The 24452-nt window shown below is 34.4% G+C and carries 24 protein-coding genes and 1 pseudogene; 8 read left to right on the top strand and 17 right to left on the bottom strand.

The window, feature by feature from the left end:
* Nucleotides 1-5: 5 nt before the first annotated feature.
* Together ACZ2G0_RS12220 and ACZ2G0_RS12225 are read right to left on the bottom strand one after the other, a co-directional pair.
* Complete coding sequence (locus ACZ2G0_RS12220; RefSeq protein ID WP_086452969.1) at nt 6-557, bottom strand: hypothetical protein; 552 nt, start codon at nt 555-557, stop codon at nt 6-8.
* A gap of 96 nt (nt 558-653) precedes the next feature.
* On the bottom strand, nt 654-1262 hold the full coding sequence (locus ACZ2G0_RS12225; RefSeq protein ID WP_086452968.1) for a c-type cytochrome: 609 nt from the start codon (nt 1260-1262) through the stop codon (nt 654-656).
* 489 nt (nt 1263-1751) lie between these two features.
* On the opposite strand from ACZ2G0_RS12225, the gene ACZ2G0_RS12230 reads away from it, so the two are divergent.
* The 5 genes and pseudogenes from ACZ2G0_RS12230 to ACZ2G0_RS12250 all read left to right on the top strand — a co-directional run bounded on the left by ACZ2G0_RS12230 (nt 1752) and on the right by ACZ2G0_RS12250 (nt 5486).
* On the top strand, nt 1752-2132 hold the full coding sequence (locus tag ACZ2G0_RS12230; RefSeq protein WP_099715364.1) for an ArsR/SmtB family transcription factor: 381 nt from the start codon (nt 1752-1754) through the stop codon (nt 2130-2132).
* Nucleotides 2129-2761: a mercuric transport protein MerTP gene (gene merTP, locus ACZ2G0_RS12235; protein WP_099715363.1), complete on the top strand. Its 633-nt coding sequence runs from the start codon at nt 2129-2131 to the stop codon at nt 2759-2761. The genes ACZ2G0_RS12230 and merTP overlap by 4 nt, the downstream gene beginning before the upstream one ends.
* Nucleotides 2762-2842: 81 nt before the next feature.
* Nucleotides 2843-4501 (top strand): mercury(II) reductase, encoded by a 1659-nt coding sequence (merA, locus tag ACZ2G0_RS12240; protein ID WP_132067384.1) that lies wholly within the window; start codon nt 2843-2845, stop codon nt 4499-4501.
* Nucleotides 4502-4536: 35 nt separating this feature from the next.
* Nucleotides 4537-4848, top strand: a pseudogene (locus ACZ2G0_RS12245) (heavy metal translocating P-type ATPase); the annotation flags it as partial.
* Between the two features lie 314 nt (nt 4849-5162).
* The gene (locus ACZ2G0_RS12250) at nt 5163-5486 is read left to right on the top strand and encodes a helix-turn-helix domain-containing protein (RefSeq protein WP_099715361.1); all 324 of its coding nucleotides are present in this window, start codon (nt 5163-5165) and stop codon (nt 5484-5486) included.
* A 518-nt stretch (nt 5487-6004) separates the two neighbouring features.
* Here ACZ2G0_RS12250 and ACZ2G0_RS12255 read toward each other — a convergent pair.
* From ACZ2G0_RS12255 to ACZ2G0_RS12325, 15 genes are all read right to left on the bottom strand, one after another.
* The gene (locus tag ACZ2G0_RS12255) at nt 6005-6346 is read right to left on the bottom strand and encodes a cyclic-phosphate processing receiver domain-containing protein (RefSeq protein WP_470307824.1); all 342 of its coding nucleotides are present in this window, start codon (nt 6344-6346) and stop codon (nt 6005-6007) included.
* A 10-nt stretch (nt 6347-6356) separates the two neighbouring features.
* A complete protein-coding gene (locus ACZ2G0_RS12260; RefSeq protein WP_470307825.1) occupies nt 6357-9323 on the bottom strand; it encodes a type I restriction endonuclease subunit R in 2967 nt (988 codons plus the stop codon).
* Between the two features lie 54 nt (nt 9324-9377).
* Nucleotides 9378-10433: a type II toxin-antitoxin system antitoxin DNA ADP-ribosyl glycohydrolase DarG gene (gene darG / locus ACZ2G0_RS12265; protein WP_470307826.1), complete on the bottom strand. Its 1056-nt coding sequence runs from the start codon at nt 10431-10433 to the stop codon at nt 9378-9380.
* A gap of 3 nt (nt 10434-10436) precedes the next feature.
* Nucleotides 10437-11075: a type II toxin-antitoxin system toxin DNA ADP-ribosyl transferase DarT gene (gene darT / locus ACZ2G0_RS12270; RefSeq protein ID WP_470307827.1), complete on the bottom strand. Its 639-nt coding sequence runs from the start codon at nt 11073-11075 to the stop codon at nt 10437-10439.
* 36 nt (nt 11076-11111) lie between these two features.
* On the bottom strand, nt 11112-12068 hold the full coding sequence (locus tag ACZ2G0_RS12275) for a hypothetical protein (RefSeq protein WP_470307828.1): 957 nt from the start codon (nt 12066-12068) through the stop codon (nt 11112-11114).
* Nucleotides 12068-12571 (bottom strand): hypothetical protein, encoded by a 504-nt coding sequence (locus ACZ2G0_RS12280; RefSeq protein WP_470307829.1) that lies wholly within the window; start codon nt 12569-12571, stop codon nt 12068-12070. The genes ACZ2G0_RS12275 and ACZ2G0_RS12280 overlap by 1 nt, the downstream gene beginning before the upstream one ends.
* Nucleotides 12571-13200 (bottom strand): hypothetical protein, encoded by a 630-nt coding sequence (locus tag ACZ2G0_RS12285; RefSeq protein WP_470307830.1) that lies wholly within the window; start codon nt 13198-13200, stop codon nt 12571-12573. Before ACZ2G0_RS12285 ends, ACZ2G0_RS12280 begins: the two co-directional genes overlap by 1 nt.
* On the bottom strand, nt 13188-13496 hold the full coding sequence (locus tag ACZ2G0_RS12290; protein WP_470307831.1) for a hypothetical protein: 309 nt from the start codon (nt 13494-13496) through the stop codon (nt 13188-13190). Before ACZ2G0_RS12290 ends, ACZ2G0_RS12285 begins: the two co-directional genes overlap by 13 nt.
* On the bottom strand, nt 13496-13873 hold the full coding sequence (locus ACZ2G0_RS12295; RefSeq protein ID WP_470307832.1) for a hypothetical protein: 378 nt from the start codon (nt 13871-13873) through the stop codon (nt 13496-13498). The genes ACZ2G0_RS12290 and ACZ2G0_RS12295 overlap by 1 nt, the downstream gene beginning before the upstream one ends.
* A 2-nt stretch (nt 13874-13875) precedes the next feature.
* Nucleotides 13876-15024: a restriction endonuclease subunit S gene (locus ACZ2G0_RS12300; RefSeq protein WP_470307833.1), complete on the bottom strand. Its 1149-nt coding sequence runs from the start codon at nt 15022-15024 to the stop codon at nt 13876-13878.
* On the bottom strand, nt 15024-16490 hold the full coding sequence (locus ACZ2G0_RS12305) for a type I restriction-modification system subunit M (protein WP_470307834.1): 1467 nt from the start codon (nt 16488-16490) through the stop codon (nt 15024-15026). Before ACZ2G0_RS12305 ends, ACZ2G0_RS12300 begins: the two co-directional genes overlap by 1 nt.
* Nucleotide 16491: 1 nt before the next feature.
* Nucleotides 16492-17286, bottom strand: a complete 795-nt coding sequence (locus tag ACZ2G0_RS12310) for a hypothetical protein (protein ID WP_470307835.1) — start codon at nt 17284-17286, stop codon at nt 16492-16494.
* A 1-nt stretch (nt 17287) separates the two neighbouring features.
* The gene (locus tag ACZ2G0_RS12315) at nt 17288-19144 is read right to left on the bottom strand and encodes a GmrSD restriction endonuclease domain-containing protein (RefSeq protein WP_470307836.1); all 1857 of its coding nucleotides are present in this window, start codon (nt 19142-19144) and stop codon (nt 17288-17290) included.
* Nucleotides 19144-20625: a type I restriction-modification system subunit M gene (locus ACZ2G0_RS12320; protein WP_470307837.1), complete on the bottom strand. Its 1482-nt coding sequence runs from the start codon at nt 20623-20625 to the stop codon at nt 19144-19146. The genes ACZ2G0_RS12315 and ACZ2G0_RS12320 overlap by 1 nt, the downstream gene beginning before the upstream one ends.
* 295 nt (nt 20626-20920) lie before the next feature.
* Nucleotides 20921-21568: an SOS response-associated peptidase gene (locus tag ACZ2G0_RS12325; protein WP_470307838.1), complete on the bottom strand. Its 648-nt coding sequence runs from the start codon at nt 21566-21568 to the stop codon at nt 20921-20923.
* Nucleotides 21569-21807: 239 nt separating this feature from the next.
* Here ACZ2G0_RS12325 and ACZ2G0_RS12330 point away from each other — a divergent pair, with 239 nt between their 5' ends.
* The 3 genes from ACZ2G0_RS12330 (at nt 21808) to ACZ2G0_RS12340 (ending at nt 24438) form a co-directional block, all read left to right on the top strand.
* Complete coding sequence (locus tag ACZ2G0_RS12330) at nt 21808-22368, top strand: DUF6642 family protein (RefSeq protein WP_300288247.1); 561 nt, start codon at nt 21808-21810, stop codon at nt 22366-22368.
* A gap of 136 nt (nt 22369-22504) precedes the next feature.
* Nucleotides 22505-23650, top strand: a complete 1146-nt coding sequence (locus ACZ2G0_RS12335) for a saccharopine dehydrogenase family protein (protein WP_470307839.1) — start codon at nt 22505-22507, stop codon at nt 23648-23650.
* Between the two features lie 80 nt (nt 23651-23730).
* Entirely contained in the window at nt 23731-24438 is a 708-nt protein-coding gene (locus ACZ2G0_RS12340) for a DUF4339 domain-containing protein (RefSeq protein ID WP_470307840.1), read from the top strand.
* The last annotated feature ends 14 nt before the right edge of the window (nt 24439-24452 follow it).

The raw sequence follows: 24452 nt of genomic DNA on the forward strand, positions 1-24452 counted from the left end.
TTTCATTAGTTTGATTTCTTAAGTACAGTCTGAAAAATTTGTATCGTTATTTCATTGTTCCATCCTTCTGGCAAATCGATCCCAAAATCACTTAAACGCAATTTAAAGTTGAGTGTAAGTAAACAGGAAATGGTTTCGTTACTTGCAATGTGTATAAGCAATCCGTTTATATATATTCTTTTCGCCTTTCCATTCAAATGCAACTCAGCTTCAAAATTTAGTTTGTGATCTGGATGTTGTAATGTCTCCACGTAAGGAATGTTCAGTTGTCCTTTCAGGACTACCTGCCCCATGTTTGAGTTGATAAGCTTCACATTCAATGAATCTGTTTTAGTACGTAAAATAGCTGGATTAAACGTTAGTTCCATTACAGCAGTTTCATAATTGATTAAAACAAACAAACGATTGCTATAGGCTATTATTATGGAATCTCTGTACGAGCCAATAACCTCTATACTTCCTTCCCGGGTTCGGTATCTTTGCTGTGCCTTAGCTGAAAAGCTCCATAGTAGTAATACTATAGTGCATATCCATACTGTTTTTAGAATTTTTGCCATTACTTTTTGCTTAATTGCGAAATATATTTGTATGTAATTGCTTTTCTGAATCGGTTATTATCATTTGAATTATTTATGTTTTTTTCATTCATTTTCCTAATGATTTTGCCCTTGGTGTTCCATCATTTCGCCTGAATTTTTCAGAGAATTTACATAAACATAAACCGAAAGGATTTCTTCTTCGCTTAAAATGTTTTCCCATGCTGCCATTGCAGTTCCCTTCATTCCTTTTTTTATGAGGTATATTCGCCCCTGATCTGAATAAAATGATGAATGTTCAGGGTCAGTAAAATCGGCTGGCTTTGGTTGTAATGTTGCTGCTCCAGGACCATCGCCTTTACCGCCACTTCCATGACAAGTAAGACAATATTTTGTGAATATGTCTTTACCTTGTGCAAGTTGTTCCTCTGTGCCGAGAGATACGGACTGATTATATTTTTCGCCCAATTCCTGTTTTAACCATTTGCGCGTTTCATTCATTTGTTGTGAATGCCCACTATGTCCATAGTTGTCATTTTCTTCTCCCTTTTGTTGAGGGTGGTTCTGTTCAATTTGTTCTTGGTTTTTTTCGGAATTTCGGCAAGAAGTAAGCATCAGCAGTGCATACATCAATGCGGTAATGATTACAAACTCGATTTTGGCAGTTCGGAGCAGTTTACACAGAGTGTGACTGAAGAACTCACCATATTGTTTAGATTTTTTCATAGTTCTGTTTTAGTTTTTAAATTAAACCATCAACGAAATACAAATTCTCGATACTTTTTACTAAAAAACACTTGAATTAGATATAAAACACTATTCTTCAGTGATTTAATATAAATTTACGATTTATTTAAGTATGTAACTTGGAATTTTTTATTTTTTTATTTCCACAAATAAATAATATATATCATGCTGTAGGAATGATTAACTTCATAAAACGATTACGAGTTTTAGGATCTTTCCATCCTGCCATTACCGTCACCTCTCTCTAATAACACTTTGTCAATGCTTATAATGACTCAAGTCAAAGTATTTACCGATGGTAATTTGAGTACAGTTTGAATGAAAAGCAATACTAAATCATTTACTTTAAAAATTGAAGTATTCATTTCAAAGTAAAATGTTAAACTTATTTTTATTATTTAAGCATTTGCTTAAATAATAAAACAATTAACTACATTTGTTTAGTATTCAATTTAAACAATTACAACAATGGACAATAATCAAACGTGTATAAGAGTTTTGGCTGATAAAAATCAAATCAATACCTGTAAAAACAAATTAGAAAATAACAGCAACGCTTTTGAACAATTGAGTGGTTTATTAGCATTAGCTGGCAATGAAGTACGACTAAAAATAATGTTTCTTCTTGAAGAAGAAAATGAACTTTGTCCTTGCGACCTTGCCGATATTTTAGAAATGAGTATTCCTGCCGTTTCACAACATCTACGCAAAATGAAAGACGGAAATGTTATTGAAGCAAGACGGTCTGGCCAAACTATTTTTTATTCTCTAAAATCAGAACAATTACAAATACTTCGTCCCTTTTTTAAATACATTATTAGTCAAAATTCAAATTTAGAACTCATATGAACACAAATTCAAAATCAGGAAAACTTGCTGTAGCAAGTATTTTATCAGCAGTGACAGCATCACTTTGTTGCATAACGCCCGTTTTAGCTCTTATTTCTGGAGCTTCTGGCGTAGCATCAACGTTCTCGTGGTTAGAACCTTTTCGCCCTTACTTAATTGGAATAACTGTTTTGGTATTGGGCTTTGCTTGGACTCAAAAACTAAAACCACGAACGACCGAAGAAATACAATGTACTTGTGAAGAAGAGGATAAAATACCATTTGTGAAAACTAAAAAGTTTTTAGGCATTGTAACGGTGTTTACTTTTTTAATGATGGCTTTCCCATACTATGGACAAGTTTTTTATCCAAAAGCGGACAAACAGCTAATTGTTGTTTCTTCTGATAATATACAAGAAGTAAAATTTAATGTGAGTGGAATGACTTGTGCCAGTTGCGAAGATCACGTTAAAAATGAAATAAACAAATTACCGGGAATTGTAACCGTTTCTGCTAATAGCAACGAAGGAATCGCAGTTGTAAAATTTGACAATAGTAAAACGAACAAAGAGGCTATCATAAAAGCTATTAATACCACAGGTTACAAAGTATCAGGAGAAGTACCAACATCCGTAAATCCTCCACACTGACAAACTGGACACGTTTGTGGTCTAAACGGTTGCAAATAATTTTTTTGACTCTATTATTAAGCATTTAATTAAAATAAGAAAATGAAAACAGAAAATATAAAACTCGATATCGCAGGAATGACCTGCGACCATTGTGCCACAGGCATTGAAAAAATGCTTACCAAAAATGAAGGAGTAACAGAAGTAAAAGTGAGTTATCAAAACGGCAGTTGCGAATGTTCTTTCGACCCTTCTAAAACTAGTAAAGAAGAAATTATCAATACTATTAACAGCACAAAAAATTATAAAGTAGCTCATACTGCTGAAACTAAATGTTGTAATACAAACGCAAACCACTTCGATTTAATTATCATCGGTGGTGGTTCGGCGGCATTTTCGGCAGCTATAAAGGCCGAAAGTTTAGGATTATCGACCTTAATGGTAAACGGTGGTTTAGACTTTGGCGGAACTTGTGTAAACGTAGGTTGTGTCCCTTCTAAAACCCTTATTCGTGCAGCGGAAACAGCTTATCACGCAACACATTCCAATTTTTCGGGCATCAAACCCAAAGGTGTTGCTATAGATTTTGCTCAAGTAATTAAAGACAAAAAACAATTGGTAGCCACGCTCCAGAAGAAAAAATATATGGACGTGGTAAGTGATTTTCATAACCTGAAAATGCTAACGGGTTGGGCAGAATTTTTAGATACTAAAACCATTGTGGTCGATGGTAAAGTAAAATATACGGCTCTAAAATTTATCATTGCCACAGGAGCAACTACCAATATTCCAATTATTGAAGGGCTAAACGAAGTAGGTTTTCTTACCAACGTTTCGCTTTTTGATTTAGAAGAAAAACCCGAAAGCATGACCATTATGGGGGCTGGTTATATTGGTTTAGAAATTGCTATGGCTTACAATCGTTTGGGCGTAAAAGTGCGTATCATCGAGTTTACTGATCGTGTGTTGAGAACACAAACGCCCGACATCAGTGAAGCCTTGGAAACACAAATGCGTAACGAAGGTATAGAAATCCTGCCAAATTTTAGAGCAGTAAAATTTGATAAAAAAGGAAATGAAACCATTATCCATTGCAAATGCCCTGACGGTTCTTTTACACAAATTATCGAAAAAGGAAAAGTTGTAGTGGCATCTGGCACAACACCCAATATGCAAAAATTAGGATTGCAAAATATTGGTTTGGAACTTGCTAAAACAGGGCACATTTTGGTTAACGAAAAAATGGAAACCAATTTACCTAACATCTATGCAGTAGGCGATGTTACCAACACGCCTGCATTTGTTTACACGGCAGCCTTTGAAGGTAAAATTGCCGTAGAAAATGCTTTTACGGGAGCCAATAATGAAGCCGATTATTCTTCCTTGCCTTGGGTAGTTTTTACCGATCCACAAGTAGCAGGAGCAGGATTGGACGAAGCACAGGCAGAAGTCCAAAACATTCCTTTTGAAGTAAGCAAATTAGAATTAAATAACGTTCCAAGAGCTATTGCAGCCAATGACACAAGAGGATTTATCAAATTAATACGAAATACCGAAACCGATAAATTGATTGGTGCTAGAATTGTTGCTCCCGAAGGTGGCGAACTCATTCAGCAATTGAGTATGGCTATCAAGTATAATATAACCGTAAAAGAATTGGCAGAAAGTTTTTATCCTTATTTAACATTAGGCGAAGGCATAAAACTAGCAGCCATCACTTTCGGAAAAGATGTTGCCAAATTGAGCTGTTGTGCTAGTTAAATTTTAATATGAAAAACGCGACTACAATTCTATATGATGCACAAGTAATCGCTTTGGTCGATGCAGGAATTGCCAAGGGAGATTTAGGAAGCGATGCCACTATCGAAACTGCCGACATTGTTATTCAAAACGACCAGCCCACGAAAATTTTTACAGCAATAAATATTGGTAGAAAAACAAAACAAATCGTTTGGCAAAACATTGGGTTGGCATTCACAGTAAAAGCAATTGTAATGGTTCTTGGTGCCTGAGGTTTAGCCACCATGTGGGAAGCTGTTTTTGCCGATGTTGGTGTGGCTTTATTAGCTATTTTGAATGCAGTTAGAATACAGCGAATGAAGTTTTAATTTGGTATAGCTATTTTACAATTAATTATTAACATGAATCAAGGATTGAATCTATAACTTAAATTCGAAATACTTACTTGGAAATATTTTCTAATTTTTCCAAATCTTCAATAAAATAGTTCGACATTTGTTTGGACGGGGCTACTTGACCGAACAGTTCGAACCAACATTTCTCCTTAATGGATTAGATTTCTTATAGTCCTTTAACCAGTAATCATTGGAAATTAAAAGCCAAACTCCCCCTTTAAAGGACATGTATTATCTCCAATGTTGGTATTAAATACTTTTACATGAGATTTAAATAACAGATCGCCATGAAGCCATTTACTTTCGACCAAATACCCGTAATGATGAACAAAATTCATGATAAATTAGAGCATTTGGAAAAACTTATTATAAGAATCTCTAATGTAGAAGAAAATAAAGAAGAAGTTCTAAACATTCAAGAAGCATCAAAACTTTTAGATCTATCGGTATCAACAATCTATAGTAAAGTATGTAAAAGGGAAATCCCAGTTAATAAACAAGGTAAACGTATTTATTTTTATAGACATGAGTTAATGAAATGGATTAAGTCAGGTCGGGTAAAAACTTATTTAGAAATCCAAAATGATATTGAAAAAAGGTCAAAAATCTAATATTTAGATTTTTGACCTTTTACTTTTTAACCTCCATCTATAAGTACTCTAATCATACATCACTTAGTTTTTTTTTATGTCAGTGTTATAATCAATATTCAAAGTTTATAACTATTTTTGTATAAACAACTCCCATGAGTTATGTTATCTTGATAAGGATATCTTTGTTTTATTTTGCGATATTTTGCTTTAAATTGTACCATAATTGTACCACTGAAGTTTAAAACTCTATTAAAGTAAGGAAAGTTATTTTCTGTATTGGGAAGTAAAAAACTTACTTCAACCTAGAACTTTAAACTTTAAACTTTTTTTGGTTACCAATTCCTGCTATTCACTACAAGTCCGCAGTCATCACCCAAAAAACATAAACCCAAAACGAGCTTCCGGTGGTCACTGCTTTGGGTTTTGTTTTTTAAGGGTTCTTCCTTTGCGTGATTTTCACTACTATTCTAGGCAGAGAGAAGTGAAAATTTAAATACTACAAATCAATCAGCTATAACTAATTAATGCTCTAAATATCAATTTCCATTTTTTAAATGTTTAATATAATTATTCAACAAACTCTGAATTTGCTGAGAAGCCACAGGGTTCGCAGAGTGAACATAAAACTTAAGATTAATTAGATTTAATCCTGACTCATAAACAAGCCATTTGCTAGCAGCGTAACCGTCGGGAGCTATGACGCCCTCATTATTTAAACCTAAATCGTTGTCAAAGCTTATATACTCAGGAAGCCCATTAGTTAAAATCACTTTCTTGAAGTCATCAAAGTTCCGCACGATCACAAAATCCTGATCAGTCCAGTTTTCATAAACCATATCAACGGTTCTTATATCATCTAAGAATAATTTATACGCCATGATTTAGATGTTAATAATACTCCTTAATATACTCATACGCTCTATCAAACAAAACCTGCTCCTTGTGCAGTTTGTATTTCAACAAAGCTTGTCTCAATGATTTTTGAACTTCACGTTCACCAGAAGCTGTCTTTTGCCAACCAGGGAAACGAACGTGCCTTACAATAGCATCTATATCAGTAACAATGCGCTCTACTACAGCAGGTGTTTGGTCATTTTTGAGTTCTAAAAATAGTTCCGTAAGTGCTGCTTGGGGTGTTTTTTCTTGAAGCTCCACTTCTAATTCTTTTTCGGCCAATAATGTTTCTTTAGCTAACTTACATAGTTCCTTTACGAATTCTATTGAAGTAATCAATCCCTGCTCGGCTTTGTCTCGCAAGGCTTCTAGCAATTCGCTTAATTTTTTGAACTTAGGGTTGCCCGCATTTTTCTTGAATCGCTTGACTAATATTTTTTCAATCTTCTTGGCATTACTTGGATCTGGATTGTTAAAAATACTTTCAATTACATCAGCATCTAAAATAAACTCTTCCAATTGATGTACATCCCCAACATGAATATTTTCATGAATAAGCTTAGTTGTTTGGGCTCCTAAAGAAAACCATAGCAATTTACCAATATGATCCGAAGCTGGCCTAACCGATTCAAAAACTTGTGATAACCAACGGTAGTCACTTTGGTATTGGTCCAAAATTCTATCAGGAGACAAGGATTCCCAAAGCTTTGCTAGATATTTAAAATCTTGTGCGAAAGCATCTTTCTTTTCATTGGTATTAATGGCATTTTGAGCCAATTCTAATCCTTCAAAACCATCTACTTTACGATTCACACCTTCAAAATGATGCAATACTTTTTCCAATGCTGGTAGCAATAGCTCTTTAAATTCATTTAAATTAGTTATTATTTTCTTTACACTTTCCTCATCAAATTCTAAGGCTTTGGCTGCATCATCAAAAACACCAAAATAATCCACAATTCGACCAAAGTTTTTACCTGGGAACAGTCTGTTTGTTCTGCATATAGCCTGCAGTAACGTATGATCTTTGATTGATTTATCTAAGTATAAGGTTTGCAGTATGGGCGCATCAAAGCCAGTTAAAAGTTTAGCCGTAACAATCAAAACCTTTAGATCTGAACTAGAACTATTAAACTCATCAAGAATTTTCTCTTGTTGACCTTTATCTATTCCCCATTTTTGCTTAAAATCAAAATCATCGTTTGCAGATGTAGATATAATTACCTTACTAGCTTCAGGTTCAAAATATTTATCTAGTTCTTCTTTGTATTGCACACAAGCATAGCGGTCTGGTGTTACAATCATCGCTTTGTAGCCATGAGGATTTACCTTTTCATTAAAATGCTTGGCAATATCACCAACTATTTTAGAAACCCGTTCGGGCGATTTTAAGAAAGCAGCCATTTTAGCCGACTTTTTATTCAATGCATCCGCCTCTTCATCAGTTAATGCTGCCTCGTCTTTGAACAGTTTAAAAGCTTCGTCTATCGTTTCTTTGTCTACATGCACATCAACTAATCGAGGTTCGAAATGCAAAGGTAACGTAGCACCATCTCGTATCGAATCATGAAAAGTATACCTTGACAAATATCCTCCTTTGTCTTCTTCGGCGCCAAAAGCCCAAAAGGTGTTTTTATCTGCTTTATTTACGGGTGTTCCTGTTAGACCAAACAAAAACGCATTAGGTAAAGCAGCACGCATTTGACGCCCTAGTTCTCCCTCCTGCGTACGGTGCGCTTCATCTACCAAAACAATTATATTATCACGAGTATTCATATTAGGTTTGGCATCCCTAAATTTATGAATCATCGAAATGATAATTTTTCTCGTGTCTCTTTCGAGTAACGTATTTAATTCGGAAATGCTATCAGTTGTTATCACATTGGCTACATCGGCAGCATTGAACGTTCCTGTAATTTGGGTATCCAAATCGGTACGATCGACTAATACAATAACCGTTGGACTTTTTAATTCCTGGGTTCTTCTCAGTTTTTGCGCAGCAAAAACCATTAATAACGATTTTCCAGATCCTTGAAAATGCCAAATCAAACCTTTCTTAATCTTTCCTTCTTTTACACGTTCTACAATTTTATTCGCTCCTTCGTATTGCTGGAAACGACATAATATTTTTATTCGTTGTTTCTTTTTATTGCTCGTGAAAAGAGAAAAGTTGAGTAGAATATCTAATAACCGCTTAGGTTGCAATAAATCGGACATTTCTTTGCCTATTTCACCTAAACCTAATTGTTTGGCTAAATCTTCATCTTCTCCTTCCAAGCGCCATGGTGCCCAAAATTCTAAAGGTGTTCGAATACCACTATAGTAAAAGGTTTTCCCCTCGGTAGCAAAAGATAAAATGTTAGGTACGAATAATTGAGGAACTGCATTTTCGTAAATATCATGAATTTCGTGAGCTCCATCCAGCCAACTCACAGATGGTCTTATAGGTGTTTTGGCTTCTCCCACTACCACTGGAATACCGTTTATCAATAATACAACATCAGGAATCTTGGTTTCACGATGATGTATACGATACTGATTGGTAACGACATAAGAGTTGTTACTTAAATTTTCAAAGTCGATTAGTTTTACGGGAACATGACGGTTGTTTTCGCCAAAAGGCATGGTCTTGTCACCCATCATCCAATTGAAAAACTCTTCATTTGCTTTTACTAGTCCTACTTGATTTACCGAAAGTAAAATAGCCCGAAGTTTATAAATAACCTCGTCCGCTAGTTCATTTTTTGCTTGAATTTCAGGATTCAACCGTATTAAAGCTGCTGTAATTTCACTTTCAAGCAAAACTTCGTTAACGCTTCTGTTTAAATCTGATTGTGATTTGTATTGCCACTTTACACCATAATTAGATTTTGGTTCAGATACAATACCACTATTTAAATTGGCACCACTTAATTGATGAATAATATAATTTTCTACACTGTTCAGTTCGTTAAATGACATATAAAGACTCGGATATTAAATATTTTTTAGCTTTCAATAAGGATTTTTGAAATACTAATTTTGTAGTTCGAATAAATTTTCGGAATGGTTTTTCAGGTGGTTGTATGCAATTTCGATTTGTTTGTTTTCAAAAAGATTTGCTTTTCTATTGCTCCAAGAAGCAATTGAATTTTGAACACACTCAATTGTATTATGATCATCTGTATTACTAACAAAATCTACTGTAGCTAATAATTCTAGTGCAAAAGTGGATTTAAACCCTTGAAGTAGTTTCAAAACATCTTTAATTCGTTCTCTTTGTTCAAAATTTATATTCTTTTTTAGATACTCTTCTACTTCAGAATATTTATCATAATTAAGCCATAAAGGTTCAAAAGGTTTGGCTTCATTTTGCTCCATTCCTTTTAAGTAAACACCATTTAGATGCATCAAAACATGATTTAACTGTACCGTGTATGGTCCATAATGATGTGCTTCAAAATTTAAACGCAATTTCTCACCACTTCTTTGTAAAAAATAGGCCAACTTATTAGCAACAAATAAGCTGCTTTGCTCACCCGAAGTTTCGTATTGAAACAATAAATAAAGCAACATCGCTCTAGCAGTAGTTAACTTCACTTCTTTGACCTGGTTCTCTTTTTGCAACAACGACTTGATTTCGTTATTTGGAGAATAAATATGAATATCACAATTCACATTCGCCAACGCTTCTTCCATCATACTTCTTACACGATCCCAATCTAAACCACCGTTACCACAACCTAGAGGTGGAATAGCAATACTTTTTATATCGTTTTCTATAATTGCCGTTTTCAACGCTACTAACCCAGTACTTATGTATTCATATTTTGAATCGGCTTTCCAATGGGCTTTGGTTGGAAAATTAATAATAACTTTTTGGTTTAATAAATCGCCTTCTCGAACGACTAAAACTTCACCTATATGGAAAGTTCCTTCCTTACAAGCTTCCCTATATATTTTATAATTTTGTGGAAATCTGTTTTTAAATTGCAATGCGATTCCCTTACCCATCACACCAACAGTGTTCACGGTATTGACTAAAGCTTCGGTAGTAGCCTCCAACAAATTTCCTTTTATATAATGTATCATATTTTAGTAGTACAAAAGATTATTAGTATCAATGTGCACGGTAATATTTAGTGCTAATTTAGTTATTAAATCCTCAAAATAAGCTTTTCTTTCTTCGTTTTTCACGACCAAAGCTGCAATAAGTTCAACGGGGACTTGATGCCTAACTAAAAACTCTGCTTGTTTATAATCTTGACGAGACAAATTGTTTGCGTCATTTTTCCAATTTTTTGCTTGAATACAATTCCAATGTAATTTATCAAAATCGGCTTTTTGAGTATAAAAATTAGCTACTGATATTTTGGCATTTCGATCTGTGAATACATACTCTACACCTGAATTTTCAATGTCGTGAAATTTACAAATCACAAAAACAATGTCCTTTTGTGGTAATTGGGATACTCCTTGATACCCATTGTAAATTAAGTACAACATTGGCGAATGACCTGCAAAATAGAATGGAACATATTCACCTAGATTACCCGCATTGGCAAAAGGAACAGGATGTACATGACGATCTGAAATTAATTGACGATGGCCAATATTGATATAATCAGGATCCATATTAGGATGTTCCCTACTACACAAGCCATTTTGCAAAATGTACTCCACATTTTGCCAATGGACCATTCGATAAAGATTTGTGATTTCAGGTACTGCCATTTATAATATTAAAGATCTAAATGTATTAAATAATAATTACTTCCAACAATTCTCATAAATCATTTCTTCCATCCTCCACAATGCCTTTCCAGATCGAAAAGCATTATAAATAGAAATATTGTGGTCTGAAACTCTTTTCAACTCTTCATTATACAAAAGAAATTTTTCCATATTTTCTTCTTTATAAGTAGTTTCTATTTTTACTTCACCACCATTCAAATCTACGCCTCCAAGAGTTAAACCGTTAATTTTAGATTCTTTCAGGGCAATAACAATTGGATTTTCAAACTTTTGATCAGTAATGTATTGATACGCATTTTTGAGCACTGGATTTACTATCAACATCAGTAATTCTTTATCACCAAACTTAACATATTTATGATAATGAACGATGTCCATCAAAATCCTACTGCTATTATACTCCAAAACAAAATTCCCATTATTAAAAACCGCTAACTTACCTGCTATTTCTTTTCTTTTTTCTAATAATGTCTGGATACTATTTTTATCAAAAAAAAGCTGATTAATTACATTGATGAATAACTTAATATTTCCTATTGACATGCCAGTAGCTCCCATGTATGAATGTCGCCCTGGATGCATTTTACTATTTCTTAATTGTCTTACTCTATCAAAATCAGGTTTTAAAAAATCGAGCTGGCCTACAAGGCAAATATCATCAATTAATTCGACTAATTTCTTTCCTAGTTTCTTGCCATTTTTTAGTGTTTTATAGAGATCAACGTTTAACTTCTTAGCTTTAAACTTTACCGCCATTTCCATAATAAGTAACGCCTTACTCATTGCTTCATCTTGCATGGGCCAATGATAATAGGAATGCGCCATCAAATATGTCACTGTTTCAAATGAACTTACAACATCCTCTGGCACCATATCATGAAATTTGCCTACTACGACATATTGCTCTAAAAACTGCTCTCGGGATTTTATACCAAAAATCTCCCAACGTTCATCAGGTTCATACCATTTCATTACTGACAAATTAACTTAAACATTTTGTTTGCAATTTCTTTTGCTTCCTCTATAGACTCATTATTAAAATGAATTTCATTTTGAAATTCTGGCCACCTTCCTGTTTCATTTCGGACTTTATAAACCAATTCGGCTTCTACTGCTTCGGCCAATAAAATATATTGTTTATCATCTTCGTGTTGGTTTCCCTTTAAATTTTGATCAAATACGAACACAAATAATTCAATTTGTTCTTCTTCTTTCCATTTATAGCCATAATACCCTTTACTGTGTTTAGGATTTATACCCGTCCGCAAGCGATTAGACACTGATTGTCCTGTGTAGCCAACATAAACGATAAATTCCTTTTTCTTTAGAATATAAATTTTAGGGCATTTATCCTTGGTTACAGGACTACTAAAAGTAACAACAGTATTACCCAAATGATCTAATATTTGTTTGATACTACGTTCTACTGCTCCATGCAGTAGCAATGAATATTGATACGGTCCTGAATAAGTCATTAGTTTAATGTCGCTTTCGTTATTTGCTCCATTATGTTTACCCCAAATTTCTCTTCACAAATACCATTAAACTCATTCAAAACAGAATCTGCTAACGCTTGACTTGAAAAACGTTGCAAATTGAAAGGTACTGCTAACCAGTTTCCTTTTTTAATTATGCTATTATCTTGTGCTTTTAAATGACCATTCAAAATATTTTGCATCGGGCAACCATTTTCGTTTTTACTGATTACAAAAAATAATCGTGTCACTGCGTTATTAACATCTGCAAACTGCTTAGCATTTTCTCTCGGAAATTTAGTATTAGCACCTGCATCAAAAAAAACCGTATCTGCTTGATGTACAATTTTGAAATTGTATTTATCTGTACCAAATTCTATGGCTCCTAGATTAAATTCATAAAGATATAAGGAAAGCCAATCCCATGATGATTTATCAATACTTGCTCTATTGCCGTGAGAAGCTGCGTTAGTAAATTTAGACCAACCACTACCAAAGTTCACATTGTAGTTGTTTGATACGTATTTAACGATATCAAGAATTCTCTTTTGATATAAGGCCAACAAGCGGTACGCATTTCTTACGTCTTTTAAAGCTTCGTTAATTTCGGAGGGATTTAATTTGTCCATGAACTTGAAAAATAATTAATAGATTGCTGTTGAATTTTTGGTGCTTTTATAAAACGTTCTAACCATAATGAAGTTGAAAACCCAAAGAGCTCAAAACACAACAGCATGTCTTTTAAGATTTTTGTAATCGCTATCGAGTTATTGGTATAATTAGTAGACAATTCCATATCGTGAACAATGTTTTGTATAGTATTTAAAATGCTTTTCCAGCTACACATATAAACATTGTGCTGAACACCATTTACTGTAACCGTTTGAGTGTCGTGAGTATGTAAACCAGCTAAAGCAATAAACACTAATGGTTTTTAATCTTTGCATATTCATTATAATAAGATTGAATTTCATTTTCCCATTGTGACCTACTTTGTTGTTTTTTATCATAGCGTTTTGCTTCAATGATAATATCTTGTTTACTCGTTCGAATAAAAACATCAGGCTCCACACGTGAAGTATTTGTGGTATCTTGGGCACTCCAATTGGGCCAGAATTCAACTTTTTCTATTTGATGCAACTCCAAACCTTCAATGGTATCAAACAAAGCAGTGGTAAAAATATGATGCAGTAATTCTTGTGGCAGATACAGCAACCGCTCAAATATAGAAGAGGTCAAAGCATCTTCATTGGCCTTAAAAATAGCCCGATTGACTTTATTGTGTTTAATAGCGTAGATCATAATTAAAACACTTGATTGATTAAACTTTTTTGGAGTATTTGTGAGCTTACTATTTTTGAAGAAATTTTAAATTTTAATTCATCTAATTTTTTCAATTTACCAGAGTAAAATTCCTGTTCACTTTTTGGGACATTAGGTATTTTTAAATTTTTAATTATCCCAGAACTAATATTTGGCTGTGCAGAACCTACTGAAAGATCTATTAACCTTTTCCTCAATGCAATTAAATAATAGAATAAAAACCAATTATCTATTTTAGCATCATCAACTATTAGTGCACAACAAGCCTGATTACAAGTCATTTCTGTTTTAATAATTCCAATTTTACCAACGGTCACACCATACATTGCAAGTAAAATAGTTTTTGGAGGATATAATTTAGCACTTGAACTTTTTAATCCTATGGTAGTTATTGACTCTTCTGTATTATCAATAATCCAATCATTTAATTCTTTAGTTTTTACCCAATTTATATCTCCTCCGAAAAATTCCGTTTCTCTTAGTCTACTTGGTGTTCCACCAGATGAAATTGTCAAACATAAATCTTTAAGTAAAACGAATGAATTATATCTTAACTTATGTAGTTCATTAAATAATGTTGCTTTTTGTACTTCCAATTCGTTCATAACCTCTTTCTCCTTCTCAATCACTTCATCCATAGCCCAAAGTAATTCGGCTAGTTTGGCTTGTTGGTCTTTGGGAGGCAATAGGAATTCATAATTGGCCAAATCAACAAATTTCACTCTTGGTGAGAGTCCACCAGCAGAATGTTTTATGGCATAATCAAAAAACTTATCGTTATTGACCACAAAAGGAAGTAATTCAGAAAGCAAATTGGCTTTGGCTCTAAAAACTGTAATATCGCCAGAACAAATACCATCAAAATCCGCTTGAGCAGCTTTTTTTAAATAGGCTCTTCTTCGTCCAAAAAGGACATCACCTTTACTAAACTTTTTTGTAAATGTGGTGCTTTCACCGATGCCAGCCGATTTTCTTAAATGAATATCTCCTGTATCAATATGTTCCAAACCTACAACATGTTGTACATTTTCTGCAGCAGCGTCTTTCATAGTTTCCTTTGGCTCAAAAACGACATCACCAAATTTCACTAACTTCCAGTTAGTTTTATCTATTTTTAAATCTTTATTCATTATTTTTCAAGAGTTTGAAAAAGTTCATTCATAGCATTTTTTAAATCTAATGAAGTGTCCTCCCAATTGGTATAAACATCTTCAAAAAGTTCTATTTCTTGAGAACTCAATTCATTTGTTCGAACATATAAACTAATAGACATATTACCTTTATTAGCAATTATATCAGCACTCTTTTTTACAACAGAAAATGCTTCAATATCTGTAAAGGCTTTATAGGCTTCAAAAATAGAATCAATGTGCTGTGGTTCTAAAAACGACATTGTTTTCTCTTGTTTTACTTTGTCAACCGCATTGATGAAAAGAATTTTTCCTTTTTTATTCTTCGGTTTATTATTATTGGTAATCAGCAAACAGGCTTCCATTGGGGAATTGTAAAACAAGTTGGGTCCTAAACCAATGACACATTCTACCAAATCTTCTTCGATCATGCCACGTCGCATTTCGGCTTCGGAATCCCGAAACAAAATTCCGTGCGGCCATAAGGAAATAGAACGACCGTTAGTTAAATCCAAACTCTTTTGTATGTGTTGTTGAAAAGCATAATCGGCACAACCTTGCGGTGGCGTTCCCCAAAGGTTACGTCCGTAAGGATCGGTTTCAAAACTTTTTCTGTCCCATGATTTTATAGAATACGGAGGATTGGCTAGAATGACATTGAACTTCTTTAATTCGTCGTTTTCTAACAGTCCTGGTTGCGCCAAGGTATCGCCACGTACAATATCAAATTCCTCGATTCCGTGCATGAACATGTTCATACGTGCAATGGCCGAGGTAATAAGGTTTATTTCTTGTCCGTACAATTTAAGCGTTCGGTATTCTTTACCTTCTTCTTTGAGGTGTAAAGCACAATTTAATAACAAACCACCAGAGCCACAAGTAGGATCGTACACGCTTTCGCCTGGTTGTGGGTCCATTATCATGGTCATTAGTTTTACAACGGTTCTGTTGGTGTAAAACTCGGCTGCGGTATGGCCGCTATCGTCTGCAAATTCTTTAATTAGGTATTCGTAAGCATTTCCTAATTGATCGTCAGGAACGTTCTTAACATTTAGCGTGTGTTGCGAAAAATGCTCTACCAAGTTCACCAAAGTAGCATCTGAAAGTCGGTCTTTGTTGGTCCAACTCGCATCTCCAAAAATTCCAAACAAAGTTTCTGGATTGGCTTTTTCGATCTCACGCATCGCATCCTGAATCGCAACTCCTACGTTTGTAGTTGTTTCACGAACGGTTTTCCAATGGGCTTGTTCAGGAACCAAAAAATGATGGTGCTCGGCAAAAGAGGCGTATTCAAGATCGCCATTACTTTCGTGTAATGCTTTTTCGAACTCTTCGTCATACACATCACAAATGCGCTTGAAGAAAAGCAGTGGAAAAATATATTGTTTGTAATCTCCAGCGTCAATGGTTCCGCGCAAAGCGGTTGCCGCACCCCAGAGGTATTTTTCTAGTTGTTGTTGGGTCATTTTATTCTGTTTTTTCTTCAACTCTTTTATCAAACTGACTTCTAATATATTGTTTTTTCAAAGTATCGAGTTCAAGAAATTCTTGTTTCATTTTATCAAGTAATTTATAAAAATTCTCATGAAGTTTTAAAAGACTTGATGAAAGTTGAGTAATTATATATTCATCTTCAGGATTATCTACAGAAAAAGATATGTCATTAGCGTAGGTTATCAAATAATTTGCATCAGTTTTTACATTTGTAAAGTCTTTATGAAGGGTATTGAAAACATTTGGGAATTCAGATAATAATTTACTTATTTTCTCTTCAATGAAATCTAGCTTATAATAAACATGATTTATTACATATTCTTCATATTCACTTTTATCAGAGTGATACGTAGCGTTAGGTTTATATTCTTTTAATATTTCAGCAAAATATTTCAGCATTTTTACTTTCTCATTAGAATCACCTGCAAATTCAAGAACTTTAGATAAATGTTCAAAATCATGTTTTTGTAAATTTAATCGGTATTGTCTATTTAAATCTTCAAGACGGATTAATTCTGCTTTAATTTTTAGTTCGTTATTTCTACTATTTTCTTCAAACACTTGTTTTTGAAGATCTAAGTTTTCAGATTGAAGATTTAAGTTGTCTGATAAAATTTTGATTTCTTGTCTTTTATGCCAAGTAGTAACGAAACCTCCAATTATGGCACCTGATAATGCTGAAATGACAGTCATTATTAACTTATAATCAATGTTATTGGGAGGTACAGTAGCATCAGCTGCTAGAAAAATTGAGTTCAGGATTGTCATTTTAATTATATTCTACTTCATTAATAATATCATTAGCCGAAATGTCTTTTCCTTGGGCTAATTCATTTACTGCTTTTACGACATATTTGGCTCGTTTCGCAATGAACAGGTCAAAGTCAGCTATTATTTTACTGTGCTTTTCCTCTGCCAGTAACCCTTCGTAACCACCATTTTTTAATTCTTGAATAGGGATTAAATGTGATTTTAGACGAGAATGAACAATATCTTCACTTGTCCAGGCATAACGTTCCGAAAGGTATTTGTACGGCTCTTTATTACTTATGTTTAAATTTGTCTTATCTGTAATTAAAGAACAGTTTAAAGCCAAATAACTTTCAACCTCGGCTTCTTTCAATAAAGCGTCAGGAAAAACATGATGGTAATGACGTTTGCTTTCTAGTAATACTTGTCTATTCAACTGTGTACCATCGGCAAAATCATAAGCGCCTAGCTTGGTAAATACAGCCATGATACCACGTGCCCTAATATTTTCTCTTTTCGGCCAACCTATTTTTAGTAATTCTTCTTCGGTTGCTAAACTATACTTTTTTCTATCTAAAACTGGTACATCTGATTCTACGTACTTTTGGCCGTTCTCTTTAAGTTTACCAGTAATTATATTTTTTAAAGCTATAAAGTCATTATAAGCATTCGTAGCTGCCGAGTTTTCATAGCGATCCGTAAAGAAACTTGACCAAAGGTATTTTCGTAATATTATTTCAAAAGCCCCTCTCGCATCTAAATTTTCAGGAATATAAGTGTATAAAGCTGCAATAACAGAAAGAACCGCATTTGTAGGCAATCTATTTTGGTCATAAACACCTTGGGTTTCCATAAAATTTGCCATTTTGGATAGTCCTAATGCCATTTTATCCCAATTTTCGACCATTAGATCTTTCTTCATATCCCACATACCTCTTTGGTTGGGTAGCTTATCTTGAATTAAGGCGGATGTTGCCAAAATTAAATAAGGTAATTCAAAATAATAATGAATTGTTGGATAGCTAACATTTAATTTACTTTGATAATCATCTAAAGAAATTCCTTTAACACCTTCAATTTCAGCTCTAATGATATCGTATTGTGATAATGGCTTGCTATTGGTATTCATATTTATAAATACATGCAATGCTGTTTCTTTATCAGTTTGAGCAGGCAAAGCGAGATATGGTAAATTAAAATGTGAAATCGTTTCTCTGTAATCACGGATTACATTGAGAATTTCAGTTTTCAAATTCATCCATTCATAGAGCGCTTCTTCGTAATTTTCTTTTCCGCTTGCAGGTTTAGCAGAAGCCAAAGCAGTATTAACCCAATTTTCGTATTCGGTAGCTATATCGCCAGGACGCAAAAGTTCCAAAGGAATCAATCCTCTATTTAAACTATCTGAAGGGATATCTGCCCACAAAGGCATTAATATGTTGTTTTTGTTTATCCAACGTGTTCTGCAATGTATGCTTGATTCATCTTGGTATTCTTCAACAGTATTATCTGCATACTTATCATATTTTTTTATGTATAAAAAGTATTTAGAAAAATTATAATTGTTGTGAAGCGATCTCCATAATGCAGTTAAACGTTGCTGACCATCTAATAAATGTTCTGTTACTCGGCCACCAGTTTCTGGAGCCGAAACTAAATAGCGAGAAACGAATTGTTCTTTATCAACATTAAGTAATAAGGTTACTCCAAGTGGCAGGTTTTTTGTCACTGTATCTAATAAACTACTCACTCTATTTCTATCCCAGGCTTGAGGCCTTTGAAATCGGGGTAATTTAATTTCTCCATTCTGAATTTTTTGAAACCAAACGGATACTTGTCTGTCTTGTGCAGAGCTAGAAGGCATTTTTGTGCTCATTATAAAAACTCTTTTAAAATCGTTTTAAACTTTTCTTCTGCAAGTAAACTTGCTTCCCATGCTGTTTTCAAGTCAACCAAAGCTTCTTCAACTGAAGGAAGGTTGTCTTCAATGATTTTCTCCACGTACAAAGGAATATTCAAGTTGAAATCATTCTCCTTAATGTCTTTTGTAGTGACCACTTTTACATGGTTTTCTACATCTTTGTATCCATTATACCAATCAAAAATTTGGTTTACATGTTCTGGTTCTAAGTAATTCTGAGCTCTACCCACACGAACTTGGTTGGCGGCATCAATAAATAATACTTTGTTCTTCTTGTGTGCTTCCTTTTGTTGTTTAAAGACCATCACACAAGCAGCCAATTGAGTACCGTAAAAAATATTAGGACCAATACCAATAACGGCTTCTAGTAAATCTTGCTTTAACAACTCTTCTCTAATGCGACCTTCGGCCGCTTTACGAAATAAAGCTCCATGAGGTAAAACGACTGTCATTCGTCCTGTAGCATTCATAGACTTAATCATGTGTTGCACCCAAGCCATGTCTCCATTCCCTTGCGGCGGCACACCTGCAATGTTACGACCGTAAGGATCGCTAACCCATAAATCAGCTCCCCAATCTTTTAGTGAAAAAGGAGGATTGGCAATAACACAATCAAATGTTTTTAATCCATCGGCTTCAAAGAAAGCAGGATTACGCAAGGTATCACCACGAGAAATTTGAAAATCTTCTATACCGTGCAAGAACATATTCATCCTGGCAATAGAGCTCGAAGTCAGGTTTTTTTCTTGACCAAATAATTTCAGGGTTCTGTAATCTTCTTTATTGTGGTTTAAATGATCTACGCATTCCAGCAGCATCCCTCCTGTTCCACAAGCAGGATCGTAAATACTTTCTCCCTCATGAGGATCTAATATTAATCCCAACAAATGAACAACCGAACGAGGTGTGTAAAATTCACCCGCTTTTTTATTAGTTAAATCGGCAAAGTGCTTGATTAAATACTCGTAGGCTTGTCCTAAAATATCTGGATCCACCATTGAGTTGGATAATGAATATTGAGAAAAGTGCTCAACTAAATCCGTTAACAAACGATCCGAAAGTTTGTTTTTATTACTCCATTGCGCATCACCAAAAATACCATATAAGTGTTCTTGATTGGCTTGTTCTATACCTCGTAAGGCTTGTTCAATTGCCAGACCTATATTTGTCGTAGTTTCTCTTACATCGTTCCAATGGCAACCCTCAGGTATTATAAACCGATGAAATTCAGGTAAAAGCGCATATTCTGAATCTCCTTCTGATTCTTCTAAAGCGTGTTGGTATTCTTCGTCAAAAACATCTGAAAGTCTTTTGAAAAAAAGTAACGGAAAAATATATATTTTAAAATCAGAAGCATCAACAGGACCTTTTAGAATCCATGCTGCTCTTGATAAATATTGTTCTAATTGGGAAAGGGTAATTCTATCTGTACTCATATTGTTCTTATTAAGCTATTTAGCTTATGAAATAATGCACTATAAATTGGCATGATAAATTATAGAAGTGCTAAAAAATGCTTTTACCAAACGTAGTAATTTTAAAGCATATATTTAGTAAACAAAGAAACTTGTTTTCATGTTTGTATCAACAAAAGTAAGTAGTAGTGCCTTAAAAAAGTTACGGTTTTCCTCAATTAGAGTACTATTTAGTAGTAATTCACTATACTTGAAATAATCGGCTGATCTTTTATTTAAATAACGTAATATTAACTTGAACGTCTTTAACCACAATTCAAAACAACAATAAAGGAGCCGAATCATTATCTATTTTCCGTGCCACTAAAGCCGCCTCATACGGATAAGCAAAATCTTGAATGGGCGCATTATCAAGCCAACGATGCTCATCCTCTTGCTGCAAAATAATAGGCATTCGCTTTTTATGGTTATGAATTTCGGACATTAAAGGATTAGCCGCAGTAGTTAGCATGGTGTAGGTCTTCTTGATTTCTCCCGTTCGGGTATCGGTCCAATGCGAGTACAAGCCGGCAAACGAAAAAAGGGCATCGTTTTCAATTCCTATTTGGTATTTCACTTTACGATTCCCTTTGGCGTCAAGCCATTGCCATTCATAAAAACCAGTGGCAATAATTAAACAACGCTGGTTGATCACATCCTTAAATGAAGGCTTGTCTGCCACGGTTTCAATTCGGGCATTGAGCGTCATGGCTTTGATTTGATCGTCTTTGGCCCAGCTAGGAATCAAACCCCAATTGTAATACTCAATACTTTCGGGATTTTTATTGGTTATAATAGGAGTTTTCGGAAAGGTAAAACCATTGTTGTGTTCGCTAGTGGCAAACAGACTGTTATCACTAATTGTAGCTTTGAAACGCTTTTCAATTTGTTTCGAGAGTTTGTTTTGAATGGTATGGAAACACATAGTTGATTTTTTAAAATGATGGAGCACTAGATGTTCTCAAATTTAAAGATAAATAGTTAAAAACATCCTACACTTATTTAAAATTACTGTTTTGCAGCTGCACTGATTCCATCAAACTGATAAGAAGCAGCGCGGGATTGCTTCCAATAATTTAACATACTTCTTTGGTTCGTTGAACAGCTGTTTCCGTTTTATTATTTTATTTTTGTGATCAAACAGTACGCACCAATTACAAAAGAATGGAAGAAGAAAATTTTATTTTCTGTTTAGAAGGAGTTCCAGATATCGAGGTTAATACCAAAACCGAAACGGTCAAAAACCTAGAAATACTAGCAGTTGATCACAATATAGCCAGTATTTACAAAAGTTGTGACACCATCGAGGGACTGGAGGAAAGTTTAGGCGCTTTGCTGTATGACGATCATAGTTTTAAGGATTATGTCATCATTTATTTGGTTATGCCAGGCCAAGAAAATAATATTTGCTTGCATGACTACTATTATAGCCTGGAAGAAATAGCCGAATTGTTTGAAGGGAAACTACGAGGTAAAATTGTTCATTTTTCTAATAAAAAAGTACTGGATTTAAGCCAAGACGAAGCACAATATTTTCTTGATGTGACGAATGCCAAAGCGATATCCGGTTATGGCGAATCGCTACATACACTGAGCAGTATTCATCTTGACAAAGCCTTTTTTAGCTTGTGCGAAGAAGATGATGATTTGGTTGCCATTGTCGAAGAGTTGCACCAAAAGCATTATGCCTTGTGCAAATTACTGGACTTCAGATTGTATTATTAAATCACAATGCACAGACATCTTTTCTTTCTATATAGCTTTTGATAGTAGAGCTAAAAAGTTAATACCTATGATTAATCCACTTTAAAATAAAGACATAGAAATCAACTATTTATCTAAAATTCACTAACTTTAATAAATGGAAAAACATTTCAATATAATAATTGCCGGTGCTGGCGGAATTGCTGAGGCAGTTGCCCTAATTTTAGCAGAATGGAGCACTATTACACCTACCCTTTTTATTGGGGATAGAAATCAGCATAAAGCAAATAAAGTAGCTAAATGGGTTACCGAAGGTTGCAGTAAACCATGTACTGTAATTGATTTTACAATTAATGAAACTGCTGAGACAGACGAAATGAGTGGCATTTTTAAGAAAGGAGATATCATTTTAGATTGCCTACCAGGAAATGCCGCTCCCCGAATTGCTCAATTTGCAAAAAAACACAATCTTCATTACGCTAACCTTACTGAATATGTAACTGAAACAAACGAAATTATTGCATTGGCTAAAAATGCCACTACTGGTTTTTTATTGCAAACTGGCCTTGCACCGGGATATATTAATTTAGTAGCGCACAAATTGTTTCAAAAATTTTGTTTAGATCATAATGTTAGCAAAGTTCAAGCTTTAGAATTCAAAGTTGGTGCCTTAACTAAAAATGCTTTAGCTCCTCATTTTTATGGTTTTACATGGAGCCCTATTGGCGTTGCAACCGAGTACATAGAGGAAACTATCGTTATTCGAGATTTCAAAACTACCACGCTTCCCTCCCTCTCTGAAAGAGCGACGATAATAATTAATGGACTGACCTACGAAGAAGACTTAACCTCTGGCGGCTCTGCTGACTTGCCTTACGCTTTAGCCGGAAAAGTAAAAAAATTAGACTACAAAACGTTACGTTTCCCTGGTCATTACGATTGGATCGATCAACAAATAAAGAAAGCATCTGACACTGTACCAACTATTGCAGCTTTACAGCAAAAAATGCAAGAATGTATTCCACATATTGAGGAGGACCAAATTGTACTGTATGCTGCAGTGGAAGGCAAAGACAGTTCGGGAGTATTAAGGCGAAATGAAATAGCTAAAACGATCGTACCACAAAAGGTAGGTACTCATACATTACGAGCTATTCAAGTTACGACAGCAGCACCTTTGGCGCAAGCCGCACAACTGTTATTAGAAGGAAGTTTGAGTGGAGCCATTTTGCAAAGCCAAATTGATTCATCTGACTTCTTAAATGGAAATTTCATAACAAAAGTATACTATAAAATGCTATAAAACGAAGTTAAGCAAGTTGTTAAAAAATATTTTTTTGTTGTAATTTTACGCAGTACAATTTTAGAGTAACAGCAAAGAGAATGATATCCTACTATATAAACAACGGAAATGAAAATGGAGGTCCATTTACGATTGAAGAATTGAAGTTGCAGGATATAAGCCGAGCGACTTTAGTGTGGTACAATGGCATGGATGAATGGAAATACGCTGGAGAAATGGCAGAATTACAATTTCTGTTTCAGGTTGTTCCCCCTCCCATTAAGCCATTGCAAGCGACAAGTTCTCCTGTAATTACAGAAGCCAGATCTATCCTAGGACTCAAAAAAAGTCATTTTGTTTTAGTCGTAGCGTTTGTTGCTATCATGTTATTTATTGTTGTACTTACTATTATTCAGAATAATAGAAGAAGCATTATAGAAGAAAAAAACCGCCAAACTGAACTTGCCAACGAAAAAGTACAAGTGGAGCAAAAAGCCGACATTGAGCAACGCATTCAGGATGAAATTCAAAATAAAATAGCTGCAGAAAACAACAAAACTTTTAAAAAAGATTCTATTAACAACCGATTGGTTGAGGTTAAAGCCTTACTGATCGAAAAGAAAAGAGAACTCACCGCTGCGGATGCCGATTTAACAGCAACCAAAAAATTCAAAATATTTCGATCCGAAGAAGCTAAATCTGATCAAATTAGTGCAGCCCAAAATGCCTTAATAGTCTTGAAAAAAGAAATTGACGACCTAGAAAGCGAATTGAATCGCCTGTACTTGCAATTAGAAACGATTCACTAACCTAGCGTCTTTCA

Source organism: Flavobacterium sp. KKT103 (assembly GCF_055640565.1).

Bases quoted from the DNA above. Each gene is read 5' to 3' on its own strand.
- ACZ2G0_RS12220 (WP_086452969.1), bottom strand. From the start codon at position 557: ATGGCAAAAATTCTAAAAACAGTATGGATATGCACTATAGTATTACTA.
- ACZ2G0_RS12225 (WP_086452968.1), bottom strand. From the start codon at position 1,262: ATGAAAAAATCTAAACAATATGGTGAGTTCTTCAGTCACACTCTGTGT.
- ACZ2G0_RS12230 (WP_099715364.1), top strand. From the start codon at position 1,752: ATGGACAATAATCAAACGTGTATAAGAGTTTTGGCTGATAAAAATCAA.
- merTP (WP_099715363.1), top strand. From the start codon at position 2,129: ATGAACACAAATTCAAAATCAGGAAAACTTGCTGTAGCAAGTATTTTA.
- merA (WP_132067384.1), top strand. From the start codon at position 2,843: ATGAAAACAGAAAATATAAAACTCGATATCGCAGGAATGACCTGCGAC.
- ACZ2G0_RS12250 (WP_099715361.1), top strand. From the start codon at position 5,163: ATGAAGCCATTTACTTTCGACCAAATACCCGTAATGATGAACAAAATT.
- ACZ2G0_RS12255 (WP_470307824.1), bottom strand. From the start codon at position 6,346: ATGGCGTATAAATTATTCTTAGATGATATAAGAACCGTTGATATGGTT.
- ACZ2G0_RS12260 (WP_470307825.1), bottom strand. From the start codon at position 9,323: ATGTCATTTAACGAACTGAACAGTGTAGAAAATTATATTATTCATCAA.
- darG (WP_470307826.1), bottom strand. From the start codon at position 10,433: ATGATACATTATATAAAAGGAAATTTGTTGGAGGCTACTACCGAAGCT.
- darT (WP_470307827.1), bottom strand. From the start codon at position 11,075: ATGGCAGTACCTGAAATCACAAATCTTTATCGAATGGTCCATTGGCAA.
- ACZ2G0_RS12275 (WP_470307828.1), bottom strand. From the start codon at position 12,068: ATGAAATGGTATGAACCTGATGAACGTTGGGAGATTTTTGGTATAAAA.
- ACZ2G0_RS12280 (WP_470307829.1), bottom strand. From the start codon at position 12,571: ATGACTTATTCAGGACCGTATCAATATTCATTGCTACTGCATGGAGCA.
- ACZ2G0_RS12285 (WP_470307830.1), bottom strand. From the start codon at position 13,200: ATGGACAAATTAAATCCCTCCGAAATTAACGAAGCTTTAAAAGACGTA.
- ACZ2G0_RS12295 (WP_470307832.1), bottom strand. From the start codon at position 13,873: ATGATCTACGCTATTAAACACAATAAAGTCAATCGGGCTATTTTTAAG.
- ACZ2G0_RS12300 (WP_470307833.1), bottom strand. From the start codon at position 15,024: ATGAATAAAGATTTAAAAATAGATAAAACTAACTGGAAGTTAGTGAAA.
- ACZ2G0_RS12305 (WP_470307834.1), bottom strand. From the start codon at position 16,490: ATGACCCAACAACAACTAGAAAAATACCTCTGGGGTGCGGCAACCGCT.
- ACZ2G0_RS12310 (WP_470307835.1), bottom strand. From the start codon at position 17,286: ATGACAATCCTGAACTCAATTTTTCTAGCAGCTGATGCTACTGTACCT.
- ACZ2G0_RS12315 (WP_470307836.1), bottom strand. From the start codon at position 19,144: ATGAGCACAAAAATGCCTTCTAGCTCTGCACAAGACAGACAAGTATCC.
- ACZ2G0_RS12320 (WP_470307837.1), bottom strand. From the start codon at position 20,625: ATGAGTACAGATAGAATTACCCTTTCCCAATTAGAACAATATTTATCA.
- ACZ2G0_RS12325 (WP_470307838.1), bottom strand. From the start codon at position 21,568: ATGTGTTTCCATACCATTCAAAACAAACTCTCGAAACAAATTGAAAAG.
- ACZ2G0_RS12330 (WP_300288247.1), top strand. From the start codon at position 21,808: ATGGAAGAAGAAAATTTTATTTTCTGTTTAGAAGGAGTTCCAGATATC.
- ACZ2G0_RS12335 (WP_470307839.1), top strand. From the start codon at position 22,505: ATGGAAAAACATTTCAATATAATAATTGCCGGTGCTGGCGGAATTGCT.
- ACZ2G0_RS12340 (WP_470307840.1), top strand. From the start codon at position 23,731: ATGATATCCTACTATATAAACAACGGAAATGAAAATGGAGGTCCATTT.